At 69.9% G+C, this 16,703-nt stretch carries 13 protein-coding genes; 5 read left to right on the top strand and 8 right to left on the bottom strand.

Features of this window, described 5'->3' with window-relative positions; genetic code table 11:
- Positions 1–336 precede the first annotated feature (336 nt).
- Complete coding sequence (locus ACQUQD_RS40075) at positions 337–870, bottom strand: hypothetical protein (protein ID WP_428957161.1); 534 nt, start codon at positions 868–870, stop codon at positions 337–339.
- Between the two features lie 382 nt (positions 871–1,252).
- Here ACQUQD_RS40075 and ACQUQD_RS40070 point away from each other — a divergent pair, with 382 nt between their 5' ends.
- Entirely contained in the window at positions 1,253–2,839 is a 1,587-nt protein-coding gene (locus tag ACQUQD_RS40070) for an ISL3 family transposase (protein WP_428957773.1), read from the top strand.
- Positions 2,840–2,879: 40 nt separating this feature from the next.
- Here the strand turns inward: ACQUQD_RS40070 and ACQUQD_RS40065 are convergent, their stop codons facing one another.
- Positions 2,880–4,256 carry a hypothetical protein gene (locus ACQUQD_RS40065; protein ID WP_428957160.1) on the bottom strand — a complete coding sequence of 459 codons (1,377 nt, stop codon included), beginning with the start codon at positions 4,254–4,256 and terminating at the stop codon, positions 2,880–2,882.
- A gap of 247 nt (positions 4,257–4,503) precedes the next feature.
- Positions 4,504–5,571, bottom strand: a complete 1,068-nt coding sequence (locus ACQUQD_RS40060) for an alpha/beta fold hydrolase (protein WP_428957159.1) — start codon at positions 5,569–5,571, stop codon at positions 4,504–4,506.
- A gap of 402 nt (positions 5,572–5,973) precedes the next feature.
- Here ACQUQD_RS40060 and ACQUQD_RS40055 point away from each other — a divergent pair, with 402 nt between their 5' ends.
- Positions 5,974–6,771 carry an alpha/beta hydrolase gene (locus ACQUQD_RS40055; protein ID WP_428957158.1) on the top strand — a complete coding sequence of 266 codons (798 nt, stop codon included), beginning with the start codon at positions 5,974–5,976 and terminating at the stop codon, positions 6,769–6,771.
- Positions 6,772–6,778: 7 nt separating this feature from the next.
- Here ACQUQD_RS40055 and ACQUQD_RS40050 read toward each other — a convergent pair whose 3' ends face one another.
- Positions 6,779–9,553 carry a helix-turn-helix transcriptional regulator gene (locus tag ACQUQD_RS40050; RefSeq protein ID WP_428957157.1) on the bottom strand — a complete coding sequence of 925 codons (2,775 nt, stop codon included), beginning with the start codon at positions 9,551–9,553 and terminating at the stop codon, positions 6,779–6,781.
- 411 nt (positions 9,554–9,964) lie between these two features.
- A complete protein-coding gene (abc-f, locus tag ACQUQD_RS40045; protein ID WP_428957156.1) occupies positions 9,965–11,599 on the bottom strand; it encodes a ribosomal protection-like ABC-F family protein in 1,635 nt (544 codons plus the stop codon).
- Between the two features lie 1,107 nt (positions 11,600–12,706).
- On the opposite strand from abc-f, the gene ACQUQD_RS40040 reads away from it, so the two are divergent.
- Together ACQUQD_RS40040 and ACQUQD_RS40035 are read left to right on the top strand one after the other, a co-directional pair.
- Complete coding sequence (locus ACQUQD_RS40040; RefSeq protein WP_428957155.1) at positions 12,707–13,471, top strand: hypothetical protein; 765 nt, start codon at positions 12,707–12,709, stop codon at positions 13,469–13,471.
- A complete protein-coding gene (locus ACQUQD_RS40035) occupies positions 13,468–14,313 on the top strand; it encodes a prephenate dehydratase (protein ID WP_428957154.1) in 846 nt (281 codons plus the stop codon). The genes ACQUQD_RS40040 and ACQUQD_RS40035 overlap by 4 nt, the downstream gene beginning before the upstream one ends.
- Before the next feature lie 55 nt (positions 14,314–14,368).
- Here the strand turns inward: ACQUQD_RS40035 and ACQUQD_RS40030 are convergent, their stop codons facing one another.
- Positions 14,369–14,917: a CGNR zinc finger domain-containing protein gene (locus ACQUQD_RS40030; RefSeq protein ID WP_428957153.1), complete on the bottom strand. Its 549-nt coding sequence runs from the start codon at positions 14,915–14,917 to the stop codon at positions 14,369–14,371.
- Between the two features lie 143 nt (positions 14,918–15,060).
- On the opposite strand from ACQUQD_RS40030, the gene ACQUQD_RS40025 reads away from it, so the two are divergent.
- Positions 15,061–15,255 carry a hypothetical protein gene (locus ACQUQD_RS40025; RefSeq protein ID WP_428957152.1) on the top strand — a complete coding sequence of 65 codons (195 nt, stop codon included), beginning with the start codon at positions 15,061–15,063 and terminating at the stop codon, positions 15,253–15,255.
- A 95-nt stretch (positions 15,256–15,350) separates the two neighbouring features.
- Here ACQUQD_RS40025 and ACQUQD_RS40020 read toward each other — a convergent pair whose 3' ends face one another.
- Positions 15,351–15,818, bottom strand: coding sequence for an SsgA family sporulation/cell division regulator (locus ACQUQD_RS40020; protein ID WP_428957151.1), 468 nt, complete (start codon positions 15,816–15,818; stop codon positions 15,351–15,353).
- A gap of 205 nt (positions 15,819–16,023) precedes the next feature.
- Positions 16,024–16,491, bottom strand: a complete 468-nt coding sequence (locus tag ACQUQD_RS40015; RefSeq protein ID WP_428957150.1) for a sigma-70 family RNA polymerase sigma factor — start codon at positions 16,489–16,491, stop codon at positions 16,024–16,026.
- Between the last annotated feature and the right edge of the window lie 212 nt (positions 16,492–16,703).

The following is a 16,703-nucleotide window of genomic DNA, read 5'->3' as shown; positions in this document are numbered from 1 at the left end:
TGAGTGAGGGGCGGGCCCGGACCGATCACCATCGGTCCGGGCCCGCCCCTTCACGTCGTACGGGCGCCGGCGTACCGCCCGAGAAGAATGAGGTGGCCGTCGGTCCCGACGGGGGAAGCCGCGACCGACGGCCATCTCGGCCTGCCACCCGGCCGACCAGTCGGTCACCGGGCGACAGGAGCCTGTCTCTGCCTCTACAACGTGTCGCGAGGGCACCGGAGTTCACGGTTCCCCGAAGTATTTCGGGAAACGCCGAACGGCGGTTCAAGGGGCAACGTGGTTATGTCCGTGGTTGCGGGCTCTGGCCCACTTCTTGTGGAGCTGCGCTACATCGCATCAGGACAGGGTCAGCGGTGGCTGCCACCGGCCCGAATGGCCTGCCGGCAGCTCCATGTCGCGTCGGATCACCGTGTAGTACTTCTCCCGGGCCGTTCGCTGCTTCTCGAGCTGCGCCGACCATGTATCAGCGGTGCAGCCAGGAGCACGCAAAAGGCCTTCCACCTCCATCACGGTGAGCGCCCATCCGTGCGCCGCCTCTACGACCTCGGGAGAGCCGAGCATCAGCAGCCCTTCTCCGGCTGCGGAGCGGGCGTCGGCGGCGTCGACCAGGAGGGAAGTAGCCTCTGCGGGCGGCAGAGGGTGCGGATAGCCGTCAAGGCCGAGATGTGCCGCGACGCGGCGATGAAGCGTGACGGTCCTCTTCAGCGTCAGCGCGTAGTCGGTGTAGGCCGCGAGCTGACGCTCCTGCCACCGAGCTGCGTGCTCCCGGCGGAACCTCGCCCGATCGCCACGCATGACCACCACGTACGAGCCGAAGGCTCCGATCATTACCCCAAGCAGGGCGGGCAGTTGCTTTATGAAGTCTGACACCGCCGCATGGTAGTGCTCTATAGATCCAAGGTGGCAGCCGTCCCGGCTCTAGCACCGAGCTGCGCGACGTCGAACCCGCCGGGCAGCGGCAGGGCCGACACGGCGCATGTCCTGCGCCTTCCCCGGACTCGAACGAAAGTTCCCGTGCCTGCTCCACAGAAGGTGGGCCAGAGCCTGGTTGCGGGAGTCGTTTGTCGATGAGTTTGGGGTTCTGGCACAGATCTTGGGGAGCCGTCGCGGAGCGTCACCGCAGTGTTCGATTGCAAGGACCGGATTCCTGTGAGACCGCGTACGCCTTCCCGCCTTGCAGCAGGGAGTGACGCTCCGTCAACTCTGCGCTCGACCTCTCCGGTGACCGCAACGAGCGGTGGCGGTGCTGGTCATGCAGGCCGACGCAACGTTCTGGGACTCGCTCGTGTTCGACGGAATCGACGACGTGGGCGTCGAAGCGGTGACCGCCGCCTTCGGTACGGTCGACGTCACGGCCAGAGGCCGGGCACCCGGGGCAGCCTGTCCGGACTGCGGCCACTCCTCGAACCGAGTACACGACTCCTACCAGCGCAGACTGATGGATCTGCCGCTCGCTGAACAGAGTGTCGTGATCCATCTGACGGTCCGGCGTTTCATCTGCGTCATGGACGACTGCCCGCGTCGCACGTTCGCCGAGCCGTTCGCTCAGTTGACCGTTCCGTACGCGCGCTTCACCACGCGGCTGGGCCACATCCTGGAGCGCGTCGGGCTCGCACTCGCCGGACGGGCCGGCGCCCGGCTGACCGCCCAACTGGGCTTCCAGGTGGGACGGATGACCCTGCTGCGCAGGGTCATGGCGCTGACTGACCCACAGCTCAGCACGCCGTGCGTGCTGGGTGTGGATGACTTCGCTACCCGCCGTGGGCAGACCTACTCCACCGTCTTGGCCTGCGGAGAGACCCATCGCGTGGTGGACGTGCTTCCGACGCGCGACTCCGGGCCGCTGGCCGAGTGGCTGGCCACCCACCCGGGTGTGGAGATCATCTGCCGGGACCGGGCGGGGGCCGCCGAGGGAGCGCGACTCGGCGCTCCCGCCGCGATCCAGGTCGCCGACCGGTTCCACCTGTGGCAGGGCATCGGCCGAGCCGTGGAAACCTGCGTCGCCGCCCACCGCGAATGCCTGAACGGACCCACAGCGCCACCACGAACGGGCGTTGAGGCGTCGCCCAATGACTCGGTGCGCGGCGGACCGGACCTTGATGGCCGGCGGGCCCAGCGCAAGAAAGCCGTGCACGCCCTGGTCCACGAACTGCTCGCCCAGGGCCACTCCCGCCGGGCGATCGCCCGGCATCTGGGCTGGGGGCTCAACACCGTGCTGCGCTACGCACGTGCTGCCACCTGGCAGGACACCCTCCGGGAGAACCGCCCCCGGCCCAGTCGTCTGGATCCCTACAAGCCCTATCTGGAGCGCCGGTTCGCCGCAGGATGCACGAACGTCACGCGCCTGCATCATGAACTGATCGCTGCGAACGCGCCCGTCACCTACCAGATGGTCCGCGCCTACATTGCCACCCTGCGCGCTGCACCGCCGCAGGCGCCGCCCCCGCCGCCGACCGTGAGGCGGGTCACCGGCTGCCTTACCCGTCACCCCTCAACCCTGAGCGAAGACGAGCGCACCGCGTTGAAGGACGTCCTGGCTCGCTGCCCTGAACTGGGTATCGCGGCCGAACATGTCCGCGGTTTCGGCGAGATCCTTGCTCACCGGCTGGGTCCCACACTCCCCGCATGGATCGAGGCCGTCGATGCCAGCCAGCTGCCCGGCCTCACCAACTTCGCCCTCCACCTGCTCCGAGACCTCGATGCGGTGACCGCCGGCCTCACCTTGCCCTGGAGCTCCGGCGGCACGGAAGGCGCCGTGAACCGCATCAAGAAGATCAAGCGGCAGCTCTACGGCCGTGCCGGATTCGAGTTACTCCGCAAGATGATCCTGCTTCAGTGATACTCCGCGCCCACTCTTGGGGAGTGGGCGCGGAGTGTTCCTAGAACGGAGGCTCCAGGGAGTACCCGTTCTCGCCCATAGGAACGGGCTTGCGCTCCTGCTCGGCGGTCCGTTCCTCGGCTGCCGTTGGATGAAGGGCCATCGCCTCGACCGCGCGCCCATGGCGGACCAAGACCTCCAAGAGTTCCTTACGTGCCTTGATCGTTCCGAGGGAGCGCAGTTCAGCGGCGGCGGCTTCATGGCGGCCAGCGGCGCTGAGAAGGTGAGCCTTCACGATGCCGAGGTCGGTCCAAGGGGACGGGTCGGCTTCGGCCACAGCGATCGCCTCATCGATACGTCCCAGACCGGCCAGGGCCCAGGCCCGCCACCAGTGCTGGAACTCCTCGTGGCCATAGTGGGGCACGACACTGGGGTGCTCCACCAAGTAGAGAAGCTCCTCAGGACGGTCGAGAAGTGGTGCGACAAGCGGCCACAAAAGGTTGGAGCAGTCGTACGCGCCGAAGCCAGGTTCAGCGACGGCGATCGCGTCGTCGAGGCGGCCGTCCGCCAGCAACGTCGTGGACAGCCAGGCGCGATACCCGGTCCAGTCGTCGGCAGCGATGGCGTTCCTCATCACGGCTTCGGCCTCCGCTGCCCGCCCATGGTCGCGCAGGGCGCCCGCGTAGATGTCCAGGACCGTGTGCGCGTGCTCTCCAGTGCTCAGCTCGCGCAGCTCGGCGAGCCTGCCGTGACGTGCCAGCAGCTCGGCGTAGGCGGTAAGGGTGCCCTGGGAGAAGCAGTGGCCTGCGGTTATGTCCCGGCCGAGGATCCGGATCGCCTCGTCGGGGCGGCCGGCGCGCTCCAGCACCTGGGCCTGTAGCTCCTGCGCGGTCCAGAAGCTCTGGTTCCACCGGTCCTCGCCGCGGGCCCGCCGCACAGCGTCGGCGTGCGGGGCGATCAGCTCCAGCACCTGTTCGTCACGGCCCTGCCCCTCGGTGACCTCCACCAGGACCGACAGCCTCCACCAGCCGTCGACGTGCCGAACCAGCAGGTCGATCGCCTCATCGACGCGCCCCGCTTTGACAAGCAGTACCGCGAAGTCATGGCACTCGGCCTTCGATGCGCGGCCGACTTCATCGAGACGAACCAGGTCCAGAGCCACTTCCGTTCGGCCCGCCTGAAGCAAAATGTCGGCCTTCGCCCACAGGGCAGCCCGCCAGCCGATCGTGACGAACGGCTCCACCACCTCCAGAGCCCGGTTGAACTCTCCCGCCCGGCACAACTCCTCCGCCGCGCCCGTGGCGCAGAACCACTCCCCGCGTTCCACCGCCGCCTGGATCACCAGGTCCAAGTGGCCGTGCTCCAACAGAAAGCCCACATTTCTCGGGGACAGTCCGCCAAGAGTGCGAGCCTGCCATCCAAGATCATCGATGTTCATGGGCGCGAGCCTAGAAGCACCCACTGACATACGACGTCATGCAATCGAAGAGCTGAGCTACGATCCGCGACGGCTCCCCAAGATCTGTGCCAGAACCCCCTACAGACCGACATAGCCAGGCGACGCATATCTGCGCCTTGAACCGCCGTTCGGCGTTCCGGACGACTGCTCCGGCCGACCGGATGCACGGTCACAACACAGGTGCGGGGCCGGCCATGGTGGCCGGCCCCGCACCTGTCCGCCTCGGTCAGAAGTGGTCCACGTCCACGACGGCCTGGGCGAACGCCGTCGGGGCCTCCTGCGGCAGGTCGTGACCGATGCCGGCGAGCGTGCGGTGCTCGTACTTGCCGGTGAACTTGGAGCGGTACCCGGTGTCGCCGCCGGCCGGGGTGAACGGGTCGAGCTCGGCGTCCACCGTGATGCTGGGCACCGCGATGGACGGCCCCGCCTCGAGCACGTTCTCGTACCGGTCGTAGCGGCGTTCCCCCTCCTCCAGGCCCAGGCGCCAGCGGTAGTTGTGGATCACGATCGCGGCGTAGTCGGGGTTCGAGAACGCGGCGGCCGTGCGGTGGAACGTCGCGTCGTCGAAGCCCCAGCTCGGCGAGACCAGGTCCCAGACGAGCCGGGTGACCTCCAGGCGGTGCTCCTCGGACTCCATGGCGAGCTTCCCGCGCTCGGTGGCGAAGTAGTACTGGTACCACCAGGTGTGCTCGGCCTTCGCGGGGAGCGGCGTGAGCTGCGCCTTGCGGTTGGTGATGAGGTAACCGCTCACCGAGACCAGCGCCTTGACGCGCTGGGGCCACAGGGCCGCGATGATGTCGGCGGTCCGCGAACCCCAGTCGAAGCCGGCCAGCACGGCCTTGTCGATCTTGAGGGCGTCCATCAGGGCGATGATGTCCAGGGCGATCGCCGACTGCTGGGCGTTGCGGAACGTGCGCGCGGACAGGAAGCGCGTCGAGCCGTGGCCGCGCAGGAACGGGACGATCACCCGGTAGCCCTGGTCGGCCAGTAGCGGCGCGACGTCCACGTAGCTGTGGATGTCGTAGGGCCAGCCGTGCAGGCAGAGGACCACCGGGCCGTGCGCCGGGCCGAGTTCGGCGTAGCCGACGTTCAGCAGACCCGCCCGGACCTGCTTCACCGACGGGAAGGAGGTGTGGGTGCCGGGGGCGATCGTCGGGACGACCGGCACCTTGCCGCCGCTCGCGCCGGAGGAGCTGGTGGCGGCGCCCGAGACGCCCTGCAGACCGGTCAGCGAGACGGCGGCCGCTCCCGTGCCGATACCCACTGCCTTGGTGAAGGTGCGCCTGTTGATCATGTGAAACCCCTCGTACGTTTCCGATGTGTGGCCCTGCGTGGCCGGTCTGCGCGCGCTTCGACACTGACACACAATGCGTCACCAGTCAAAGGGGTGACGCGAGGTATCGCTCTTGCTCTCGAGTGCGGCGAGTGATCGGCGCTCCACACTGTCGTCCTGGACCACCCCTCGGCACATCAGTCACTTGACGGTGATGTGTGACGTGCCGGAACCCGCTCCACGGCTCTCCCGGCCGGAGGCCACCGCGCGAGGCGGCGGCATCCCCCGCGGTCCGGACGGCCCGCGGCCGGTGCATTAAGTCATTCGACTGTTTCCCCGGCCGCGCGCGTGGTTGATCCTGGCGGTGTCGCCCCCCACACGCCCGTGCCGGGTGCTCATCCACGCTCACGGAGGGACTGTGCCGTGCCCCGGACTCCCGTCGTCCTCATCCACGGCCCCTGGCTGCACTCCGCGTCCTGGCGGCCGTGGGTCACCCGCTTCACCGACCGCGGTTTCGCCGTGGTCGCGCCCGGCTGGCCGGGAGAGCCCGAGACCGTCGGTGAGGCGCGCCGCTCCCCCGGCGCGCTGCCGGAGATCGGGCTGGATGCCCTGACCGAGCACTACGAGGACATCGTCCGTTCCTTCGACATCCCGCCCGTGGTCCTCGGCCACTCGGTCGGCGGGCTGATCGCCCAGTACCTGCTCGGGCTCGGGCGGATCCGGGCCGCGGTGGCCATCGCGCCCGCGCCCATCGAAGGTGCCCCGCCCGGTGCGGTGTTCACCGATCCCGCCCGGTGGCCGGATTCGGCGGGTCCGTCGCCGACGGTGTCACTCAGCGCCGAGCAGTTCCGCGCCGCGTTCGCCAACACCGTGCCCGAGGAGGCATCACGGCTCTTCGAGCACTACGTGATCCCCTCGTCGCGCCGCCTGCTGTCCGACCTGTCGGACGGGCCCGGCTCTGCGCAGCGCCGACGGACCGTCGACACCGCCAACAGCCGGCGCGGACCCCTGCTGCTGGTGTCCGGGCAGGAGGACCGCATGGTGCCCGACGAGGTCAACCGGGCGGTCTACAAGCTGTACGGCGACGCGGCCGCGCAGAGCAGCCTGAAGCAGTTCCCCGACCGGGCGCACTCGCTCACCATCGACAGCGGATGGCAGGGCGTCGCCGACCACGTCCTCGTGTGGCTGGCCCAGCACGGCATCCACGGTGACCAGCCGTAGGGAGCGGTCAGCGGTGGTCGCCCTCGGGAGTCCTGCCGAGGGCGTCGCGCAGCGCGGCGCGCGAGGTGATGCCGAGCTTCGGGAAGATGCGGTACAGGTGGGAGCTGACGGTGCGCGGCGACAGGCGCATGCGCTCGCCTATCTCCTTGTTCGTCAGCCCGCCGGCCGCCAGTTCGGCGATCCGCCGCTCCTGCCAGGTCAGCGCCGCCAGGTGCAGCGCGGACGTCCGGGTGGACAGCCCCGAGGCCCGCAGCTCGGCATGGGCGCGCTCGGCCCAGGCCGCGGCCCCGAGGCGGTCGAACGTCTCGGCGGCCCGGGTGAGCACCGGCCGGGCCGTCCTGGGCCCGCTGGTGTGCCGCAGCCGGATGCCGTGGGCGAGACGGATCCGCGCGAGCTCGAAGGGGAGATCGCGCGCCGCCGGGTGTGCCTCGGCCCGGGTGTACAGATCCTCCGCCTCCTTCGGGTCCTCCGCCGTCATCGCGAGGGCCCCGAGCGTGATGAGCGCCAGCCGGGGAGACACGTGCGGCAGCCCCACGTCATGCGCTGCCAAAGCGTGTTGGCGCCCCTGCTCCCCGCGCCCGGTGTGCACCGCCGCCTCCACGAGGTCGAGCAGCGTCCGGGAGGCCTGGTGCGCGTACGGTTCGAAGGAACCGGGCCGGGTGATACCGATCGCGTACAGGTACGCGGCCTCGTAGTCGCCCTCGCTGAGTGCCGCCGCCGCTCCGGTGGCCTCCGAGATCTGGGTGAGGAAGCCGACGCCGCGCGGCCGCGCCCAGGCGTCCACGGCCGCCTGCAGTTCCCGAGCTCGCTCAAGGCGGCCTTGCGTCGCGGCCAGCAGGCCGAGGTAGGCGCGGCTGTGGTGGGCGAGCAGCGTGTATCCATGAGCAAGGGCCAGTTCGAGTGCGCGCTCCCCGGTCTCCTCCGCCTCGGCCCACTCTCCGGACGCCATCTGGTCCAGCATGATCAGGTGGAGCATGGTCATGGCGTTGGAGACGGCGCCGTTGTCCTTCTCGCGCTCCACGGCCCGCCGCATGTACGGGCGGTGCATGCTCAGCGCGTCCACGTGGTACGCGGCGACGGTCAGCCGGGTCACGTCCCAGGGCGCCAGTGTCTCCTGCGCGGTGAAGGCCTTCTCCACACGCTCCCGCAGTCCCGAACCGTGCAGGACGACATCGCCCCACGCGTCGCGCAGGATCGCGGTCAGGGTGTGCACCCGCTCGCCGAGCGAGTCCAGGAGGCTCTCGGTGCGCCGCCACATGGCCGCGTCGCTCGCGTACTGGCAGATGGCGAGCAGCACGGCCAGCAGACGGTTGAGGGCCTCGTCCGTTTCCGGGTCCGGCCCGTCGTCACGGAGCCGCTCCACCGCCGCCATGACCTGCTGGTGCGTCGGTCTGACCTCGCCGTCCTGGAAGAAGCCGACGTAGGCCGTGGTGATGACGGAGGCCATGGAACCGGCCGCCCCGAGCCCCGGATCCGCGTAGTGCACGAGGGTCCGCGCCTGGTCGAGGAGGGCCGCCTGGCCCGCGATGTAGGCGGCGTCGCCGAGGCGCCGGGACCGGTCCGCGGGCTGCTCGCTGAGCTCCGCGGCCCGGGTCAGCCAGGACACAGCGGCGGCCGCGCCGCCACGCCGGGTCGCGGATCCGGCCGCCGCCTCCAGCGTGGCCGCCACCTCGTCGTCGGGGTCGATCGTCGCGGCGGCCAGATGTCCGGCACGGCGTTCGAGGTCGGTCCGGTGCACCCGTGCGAGCTCGGCGTGCGCCGCGCGGCGCTGATTGGGCGTCGCCAACTGCGCGACGGTGCCGCGGATCAGCGGGTGCCGGAAGAGGAAGTCACCGCTGACCGGGTCGACTTCGAGCAGCCCCGCGGCGGCCGCCTCGTCCACGTTCTCCATCCGGTACTGCGCGCCGTGGGCTCGGCCTCGGCCGTTGCCGGCCCCCACACCGTCGAGTGCGCCCCGCAGCAGTTCCGTGCGGACGGCGGGTGCGAGACGCTCGATGCGGACGCCGTAGACGTGCTGGAGGCGGCGCGGCAGCGACACCCCGCCGAAGCCGGCGAATTCCGCTGCCATGCGGGCGCCTCGGCCGCTGCCGACCACGTGCGGGGGCAGTTCGAGCAGCGCCAGCGGGTTGCCTTGCGCGTGCTCGAGCACGATCTGCCGGCTCTCCTTGTCCATCTGCGGATGGCGCAGGTCGAGGAGTTGCCCGGCCGCCTCGTCGGAGAGCGGCTCCACCCCGACTTCCGGGAGGGCCGCGGTGTCGAAACGTGAACGGACGTCGGAGCGCAGAGCGACCAGCACCCTGACCGAGCTGCCGGAGAGCCGGCGCGCCACGAACCCGCACACCTCGGCGCTGGAGTCGTCCAGCCACTGGCCGTCGTCGATCAGAAAGGTGAGCGGGTCGCGGGCGGAGGCCAGGGCGAGCAGGTCCAGTACGGCGATGCCGAGCGCCATGACGGACGGGGGCGGACCGGCGCTGAGCCCGAAGACGACGTCGAAGAGCGCACGGTGCTGCTCGTCGAGCTCGACCGTGCGGTTCAGCAGGGGGTGGAGAAGCTGGTGGAGTCCGGCGAACGGGAGCTCGGACTCCGTCTCCACACCGGCGATCCGGATCAGCCGGTGTGCCTCGTCGGCCGCCAGCCGGGCCACCTGGTCCATCAAGGTGCTCTTGCCCACGCCGGTCTCGCCCCTGAGGACGAGGGCACGTCCCGCGCCCTCGGTCACGAACGCGGACAGCGTCTCCTGCTCGCCGGCCCGGCCGACGACGGTGGTGCCGAGCGACTCCACGGCGTCCCCCTTCCTTCCCCTGATGACATGTCGCGCGGTCGTGCCGCGCACTGCCGCCCACCCACACGTGTCTCGCACAGCCGCATGCTGAGAACACGCACACGGCCCGTGACCCGAGACGTCTTCGTCCGGTGGCCTTCAGGCCGACTCCCGCCGCCGGAGGCCCAGTTGGGACGAGGGGTCGGGTGCGTGAACGGCCGCACGTCCCACCGCCATACCTTCCGGGGTATCGAGCAGCCTAAGCGTAGGGGGTGGGCTTCGTCACGGCTGTCTTGAAAACACCTGGCATGTTGTCGGCCGACGCGACGCGTCGCACGGCCCTGCGGACATATGGCCGCCGGGTGCGTCGCAGGTTTGTCCGGATCCGCTCCCCGCACCGGACGACAGTCCGGCGCGGGGAGCGGGCCGGCCTCACACCTCGGGAGCTGCGACCTCGGTCAGTGCACCGTGCTCCAGCCGCAACCACCGGTCGACGCCGATCTCGCTCAGGAACCGCTCGTCGTGGCTGACGACCACGAACGCACCCTGGTAGGAGGTAAGTGCGCTCTCCAACTGCCCGGCACTGACCAGGTCGAGGTTGTTCGTCGGCTCATCGAGCAGCAGGAGCTGGGGAGCGGGTTCGGCACACAGCACGCAGGCCAGGGTGGCACGCAGGCGTTCGCCACCCGACAGGACGCCCACGGGGAGGTGGGCCCGGGCGCCCCGGAACAGGAAGCGCGCGAGCAGGTTCAGCCGCTCGGCCTCCGTGCGGTGCGGCGCGTAGGCGGCGAAGTTCTGGGCGACGGTGCGGTCGAGGTCCAGCAGGTCCAGGCGCTGCGACAGGTAGGCGATCCGGCCGTCGGCGCGCCTGGTCTCGCCGCCCTCCCCTTCGAGTTCGCCGTTGATCAGGCGCAGCAGGGTGGACTTGCCCACGCCGTTGGGCCCGGTGAGCGCGATCCGTTCGGGACCGCGGATCGACAGGTCGATGCCGTCGCCGGCGAACAGGGACCGGTCCCCGTGCCGGACCCGCAGGTGCTCACCGAGGAAGACGGTGCGCCCGGTCGGGATCTGGGTGTCGGGCAGGTCGAGGGTGATGCGCTGTTCGTCGCGCAGCGCGCGTCCGGCCTCGTCCAGGCGGGACTTGGCCTCGCTGACCCGGGCCGCGTGCACCTGCCCCGACCGGCCCGCGGCTTCCTGCGCCCCGCGCTTCATGTTCCCGGCGAAGATCCGTGGCAGACCGGCGTCCTTGAGGTTGCGGGCGGCGTTGCTCGCCCGGCGCTCGGCACGCTCGCGGGCCTGCTGCATCTCCCGCTTCTCCCGCTTCAGCGCCTGCTCGGCGTTGCGGACGTTCTTCTCGGCGATCTCCTGTTCGGCCTTGACCGCTTCCTCGTACGCGGTGAAGTTCCCGCCGTACATGCGCAGTTCACCGCGGTCGAGTTCGGCGATGCGGTCCATGCGGTCGAGCAGTACGCGGTCGTGGCTGACCAGGATCAGGCAGCCGTTCCAGTCGGCCAGGACGTCGTGGAGCCGGTGCCGGGCGTCGAGGTCGAGGTTGTTGGTCGGCTCGTCCAGGAGCAGGACGTCGGGTCGCTTGAGCAGTTGGGCTGCCAGACCGAGCGAGACCACCTGTCCCCCGCTGAGGGTCCCGAGAGCGCGGTCGAGTCCGATGTCGGACAGTCCCAGGCGGTCGAGCTGGGCGCGGGTGCGTTCCTCGATGTCCCAGTCATCGCCGATGACAGTGAAGTGCTCCTCGCTCACATCGCCGGATTCGACGGCGTCGAGCGCCTTGATCACCTCGGCGACACCGAGGACCTCGGCAACGGTGAGGCTGCTGGTGAGCGGCAGACTCTGCGGGAGGTAGCCGAGGGAACCGGAGACGGTCACGGATCCGGCGGTGGGCCGCAGCGCACCGGCGATCAGCTTGAGGAGGGTGCTCTTGCCGGCGCCGTTGGGCGCCACGAGGCCGTTGCGGCCGGGGCCGACGGTGAAGGACAGGTTCTCGAAGACGGGGGTGTCGTCGGGCCAGGCGAAGGACAGGTTCGAGCAGATGACGGCGGCGTCGGACATCTTGAGTTCCTCGTGTGGAACGCGGGAATGCGTGGAGCACTCCACCGCGTAAGGGAGTTCAGGGCATGAGAGGACGACGAAGGGACCACACCGGCGGACGCGTCAGGCATCCATCGACGGGTGGCCATCACAACCGGGTATCACCCGGAGATGTCGTCTTCACCTGCCACAGCAGTCTCCTCAACACACGACGAAAGGGAGCTTGAGCGTAGCAAACGCATCGCCGCGTCCGCACTGCATTTGAACGATGCGTCCTTCCGGAGCTCGCACACGCCGCCAGCTCAGCGCAACTTCCCCCATCGAGGTATGGACGAGCCGGACCGTTTAGGCATAATCCGAGATACGTGTTCGGCGTTGCACACCTCGCACTCACAAGTCATCTCACAAGCAGGTTCTCGGATACTGAGGTGTGTCACCGCCGTTTCGCCGGTGTCGACGACGCAGGTCCACGACTTCATCAGCCTGATACGAGGAGACGGAGACGATGAGCACCAGCTACACCGCGTGGTCACGGTGACGGGCGAGGGCCGTAACGGCGGCCATGTCGCCGCGAGCGACAGGCTCCTCACGACCGGGCTGGCCGTCCCGAAGGAGCTCGGCTGGGCAGGACACCGCCTCCGCCCTGGGCGAGGCCGCGCACCGGACCTGCCCCTGCTCCAAGGCCACGCGGGGCAACATCCCCGCCACCGTCAAGGCCACGGCGATGGCCTGACCGGGCGAAAACCCGGTGCCCGACCTGCCCGCCGGGGTGTGCCGTCCCCCTTCCACCCCGGCGGGCACGGCGATGCGACCGCTCCTCCGCATCATCACGTACAGGAGGAGAGCGCACGGCCACACACACCTCCGCACCCACCAGAAGAAACCGTGCACAAGGATCGACGCGTACATCCCCTGGCTTCGCCCGGACAGGTCACGGCCATCGGCCGGGCCGCCTCGACGTCCGCACCGGTAGGCCCCGGTTCCGACCCGGCCCAGGTCTTCGTGGCCCATGAATCCCAGGGGTACGCAGCCCCTGGGGAGGCTTGGGCATCGTTCACCTGCCGATGGAACTGGACCGCATCGCTGCCCCACGCGGTGGCGGTGCCGACGGCGGGGAGCTCGCCCGCCGTGCGGCCGGTTCCGGGCGGCTTCGCGCTCTCCGGTGGCTGGCGGGTACCGGCCACTGCAGGCCTCGGGCCCTGGCTGGTGCTTCCGCTGCCCCGGCCAGGGCAGGGGCCCGACGACACCGAGGCGGACCACCGCCTTCCCGACCTCTACGTGGTCCCCTCCCGGAGCCTGCCCGCATCGACCGGCATCACTGGCGGCTGCGTCAACGCCCCGCTCGCTCCGGGCGCGGCTTTCCCGCTGCACGGCTTCTTCGTGCCGACGGGCCACGCAAGCCACTCCTCCGGCCGGGCGCTGTACGGGGAGCACTCCTCGTTCGTGTGGACGGCGGTCGCGGGTATGGCCCTGGGCGCGGCCGGACGGCTGACGGGCGAGCTGGCGGCGCTGGGCGCGGCCGCGGACTCCTCGCGCGTTGCGGCGACCTCCGCTCTGCAGCCGAAGGCCGTGGCGACCGAGCTGGCGGCGCTGCTGCGCCACGAACGCCTCGGGTTCACGGCGGACCTCCACAACGGGCCCGGCCTGGGCCGGCTCGTCTCCCTCGCCGCCCGCGCGCCCCTGCCGGACCGGGTCGGACGGGCCGCGGCACTGGTGCAGCGCGTCGTGACGGCCGCGTACGAGCACACGGTCCTGTTCCCCGCGCACGACGCGCGCCATCCCCTGGAGTCTCTCCTCTTGGACAGCTTCGCGGCGTTGCAGCACCTTCGGTCTACGGTTGATCTCCTGCTGACCGACGGCGCCAGCTCTCCGACCGAAGGTGAACCACCGTGACGAGCGTCGCATACCAGGGCGAATACGCTTCCAACTCGGCAACCGCTGCCCAGAAGCTGTTCCCCGGATGCACAGAGCTTCCCTGCACCAGCTTCGAACAGGCGCTGGACGCCGTCACGCTCGGCGCCGCCGACGTGGCGGTGATCCCCGTCGACAATTCGGCGGCCGGGCGCGTGGCCGACGTGCACCATCTCCTGCCGGAATCCGGCCTGTTCGTCGTGGGCGAGTACTTCCTCGCCATCCGCTTCGACCTCGTGGGAGTGCCCGGTGCGTCGCTCGCGCAGGTCGAGCAGGTGCGCAGCCATGTGCACGCGCTCGGGCAGTGTCGCAAGGTGCTGCGCGAGGGCGGCTGGCGCACGCTGATCAGCGACGACACGGCGGGAGCGGCCCGTGAGGTGGCGGAACTGGGCGACCCGCGCCACGCGGCGCTCGCCCCGCCCGCCGCGGCCCGGCACTACGGCCTCGAGGTGCTGCAGGCGGGCGTCGAGGACGATCCGGACAACACGACGCGCTTCGTCATCCTGTCCCGCGACGCGGACTTCGCGCCGCTCTCGGACGAGCCGACGATGACGAGCCTGTTCTTCGCCGTACGGAACATCCCCAGCGCCCTCTACAAGGCTCTCGGCGGCTTCGCCAGCAACGCGGTGAACCTGACCAAGATCGAGAGCTACCAGATGGGCGCGGGCCTCAACCCCAGCTGCTTCTACGTCGAGATCGAGGGGCATCCCGACGAGACCCGGGTCGCGCTGTCCCTGCAGGAGCTGCGCTTCTTCTCCTCGGAGGTCCGTGTTCTCGGCGTCTACCCGGCGCACTCGCACCGGCTGGGCGGGCGCACCGCATGATGCACGCCGCCGGGGCGGCGGGCTCGTCGGCGGCGGGTTGCCGTACGCGCGTGCGTCAGACTCCGGCGGTGCTCTTGCGGGCCCGGTAGGCGGCGGCCTTGACCCGGTTTCCGCAGGTCCGCATGGCGCACCACTCGCGCCGGTGACCACGCGAGCGGTCGAGGTAGACCTGGGTGCACTCGGGGCGGGCGCACTCGCGCAGCAGGGCGCCCTCGTCGCCGCCGAGGATCTCGACCGTGGCGCGGGCCAGGGCCGCGAGGCCCTGGGAGACGGACCCGGTGTGCCGCACTCCGTCGGGACCGAGCTGCACCTTCACGGGCAGGCCGGCAGCGTGCCGGTTCACCTCGGCGACGTCGGCGGCGGGCAGAGTCTCGCCCGCGAGGCGCGCCGCGACCAGGGAGTAGATCGCTTCGCGCAGGTCGATCGCGGTCTCCAGATCGACCTCGTCCGCGTCGGGCGGCGTGTCCAGCATCTCGGACTCGACGAACCAGTCGTCGAGCAGTTCGGGCGTGGCGAGCTTCTCGGTCGGTGCCTCATTGCGCCGTGCGCGCAGAGTGCCGACGAAGTCGAGTGGGAGCGTCCCACAGGGGAAGGCATGATTCACGTAACCATATTGACTGGTGACTGCCGAATATGCAATGCCTCGCCTCCCCGATCGACCACAGGGCAGCAGCCAGGGATCCGGCAGTGCATCACGTCACCTGTTAGAGTGGTGTCGACTCAATGGCCGGCACCCGGGAGGAATCCATGCGTACGAAGCGGCAGCGCAAGGAGCGTCGACAGTGCACGCCGAGCGTGGACGAAACGATGCTGGCCCTCAACCGCAAGGTGAACTGCAACGACGCCCGTACGTCGGACCCCGCCGCAGCCCTGGCCGTGGAGATGGCCACCCAGCGGGCGCGCGGCCTGGCGGTCGCGGCCTACCTCGGCGCGGCGCTCTGACCGATGGCGTCCTGGCCGGACGGGCGAGCCTCCGCTCTCCGGTCCGCCCGGAGCGTCATCGCCGTGACCTGCGGCGCGCCACCGGCCCAGGCGCGTCAGCCGGACGGCAGTTCGCCGCTCCCGAGCAGGTCCTCCAAAAAGCCGTCCCAGTCCAGCAGGCCGGACTCCGCCTCGGCCGGGACCGCCTGGTAGGTGGACTCGATCCACTCCGCCATCGTCGGGACCGGCAGTTCGAAGACGGCACTCGCGTCCCGGGACTCGAGCATCAACCACGTCCGCTCCTCGTCGAAGCGCGTCGGCCACATCTGCACGTCACCGTCGCCGCATTCTTCGTAGAGGCCCTGGCGAAGGAGCTCCCGGTTGATGTGCCAGGTCACGCTGGAGCCCCGGCCGTGCGCGAACGTGGCAGAAATGATCATGGGTGCGTCCGGATCGAAGCGGAACTCCGCACGCAGAGGTATCCGCACGTACTCATCCAGTACGCGCTGGAGGGTCAGGGAGAGTTCGGGCAGAGTCCGAGGTTCCGCCTGGTGAACCCGTAGTTCGGATTGCTCGCCGTTCATGACGGGGTCTCCCCTTTCGTGGAGCGCGTTCGTTGTCCTCACTCTTGTGCACACCGGCGTCCCCACCATCAGTCACTTGACCGTCAGACGTGAGACGCCGAGGCGCCGGCGTCCGCAGACGGCCGGCTTCAGACCGGCCGTCCCTGGTCCGGATCCTGCACCGCCCACCCCCGCCGCGCCTCGCCCCTCGCCCCGTCGCCGCGGATCAGGCCGCTTCGAGGGGCGCCAGGGCTCTTAACTTCCGCAGGGCATTGTGGTGACGGGACTTGACCGTTCCTGTCGGCACACCGAGGATTCCGGCGGTCTCCTGGATGGTGCGGTCGCACAGGTAGAGGTGGACCAGGACCGCGCGGTGCTCCGGTGACAACTGCCGCAACAGGGGCCCTGCGACCAGCGAGTCGTCCACCCGGTCGGTGCTGTGGCGCGCGGACAGCGGATCGTCGTACCGGGCTCCCACCACCTCCCGGCGCGCATGGGGTTTGCGGACCCAGTCGATGACCAGGTGGCGTGTGACGGTGAAGAGCCAGCCGCGGACCGATCCCTCCGTCCCGACGAGGCGATCGATGTTGCTCCAGGCCCGGACCGCCGTCTCCTGCACGATGTCCTCGGCGAGCCCGTGGTCGCCGAGCATCTTCTCGGCGTAGGAAATGAGTCCGTCCCTGTGTTCTCGCATGATGACACCGAGCAGGTCCGACCCGTTCACCACTGTGGAAGGTATAGCCATAGTCCTCTGAGCCGTCCCGAGTTCTCTCCATGCAGCCGGTGGAGGCCGGACGTGGCCACCGCGGCGCGCCACCGGCAGGCTCCCGTACCGGAACCCCGCCGCTTGTGTGCCGTTCACCTGTCATGAGTACATGTGTCGCCGTGGAACACGGTCACACCCTG

Source organism: Streptomyces sp. cg35, assembly GCF_050410835.1.
GTDB lineage: Bacteria > Actinomycetota > Actinomycetes > Streptomycetales > Streptomycetaceae > Streptomyces.
This window is presented reverse-complemented; position numbering and strand designations above follow the sequence as displayed.

What these genes read in the sequence shown, in the direction of transcription:
- ACQUQD_RS40070 (WP_428957773.1), top strand. Translation starts at nt 1,253, where the DNA reads ATGCAGGCCGACGCAACGTTCTGGGACTCGCTCGTGTTCGACGGAATC.
- ACQUQD_RS40020 (WP_428957151.1), bottom strand. Translation starts at nt 15,818, where the DNA reads ATGAACGGCGAGCAATCCGAACTACGGGTTCACCAGGCGGAACCTCGG.
- ACQUQD_RS40060 (WP_428957159.1), bottom strand. Translation starts at nt 5,571, where the DNA reads ATGATCAACAGGCGCACCTTCACCAAGGCAGTGGGTATCGGCACGGGA.
- ACQUQD_RS40025 (WP_428957152.1), top strand. Translation starts at nt 15,061, where the DNA reads ATGCGTACGAAGCGGCAGCGCAAGGAGCGTCGACAGTGCACGCCGAGC.
- abc-f (WP_428957156.1), bottom strand. Translation starts at nt 11,599, where the DNA reads ATGTCCGACGCCGCCGTCATCTGCTCGAACCTGTCCTTCGCCTGGCCC.
- ACQUQD_RS40015 (WP_428957150.1), bottom strand. Translation starts at nt 16,491, where the DNA reads ATGCGAGAACACAGGGACGGACTCATTTCCTACGCCGAGAAGATGCTC.
- ACQUQD_RS40065 (WP_428957160.1), bottom strand. Translation starts at nt 4,256, where the DNA reads ATGAACATCGATGATCTTGGATGGCAGGCTCGCACTCTTGGCGGACTG.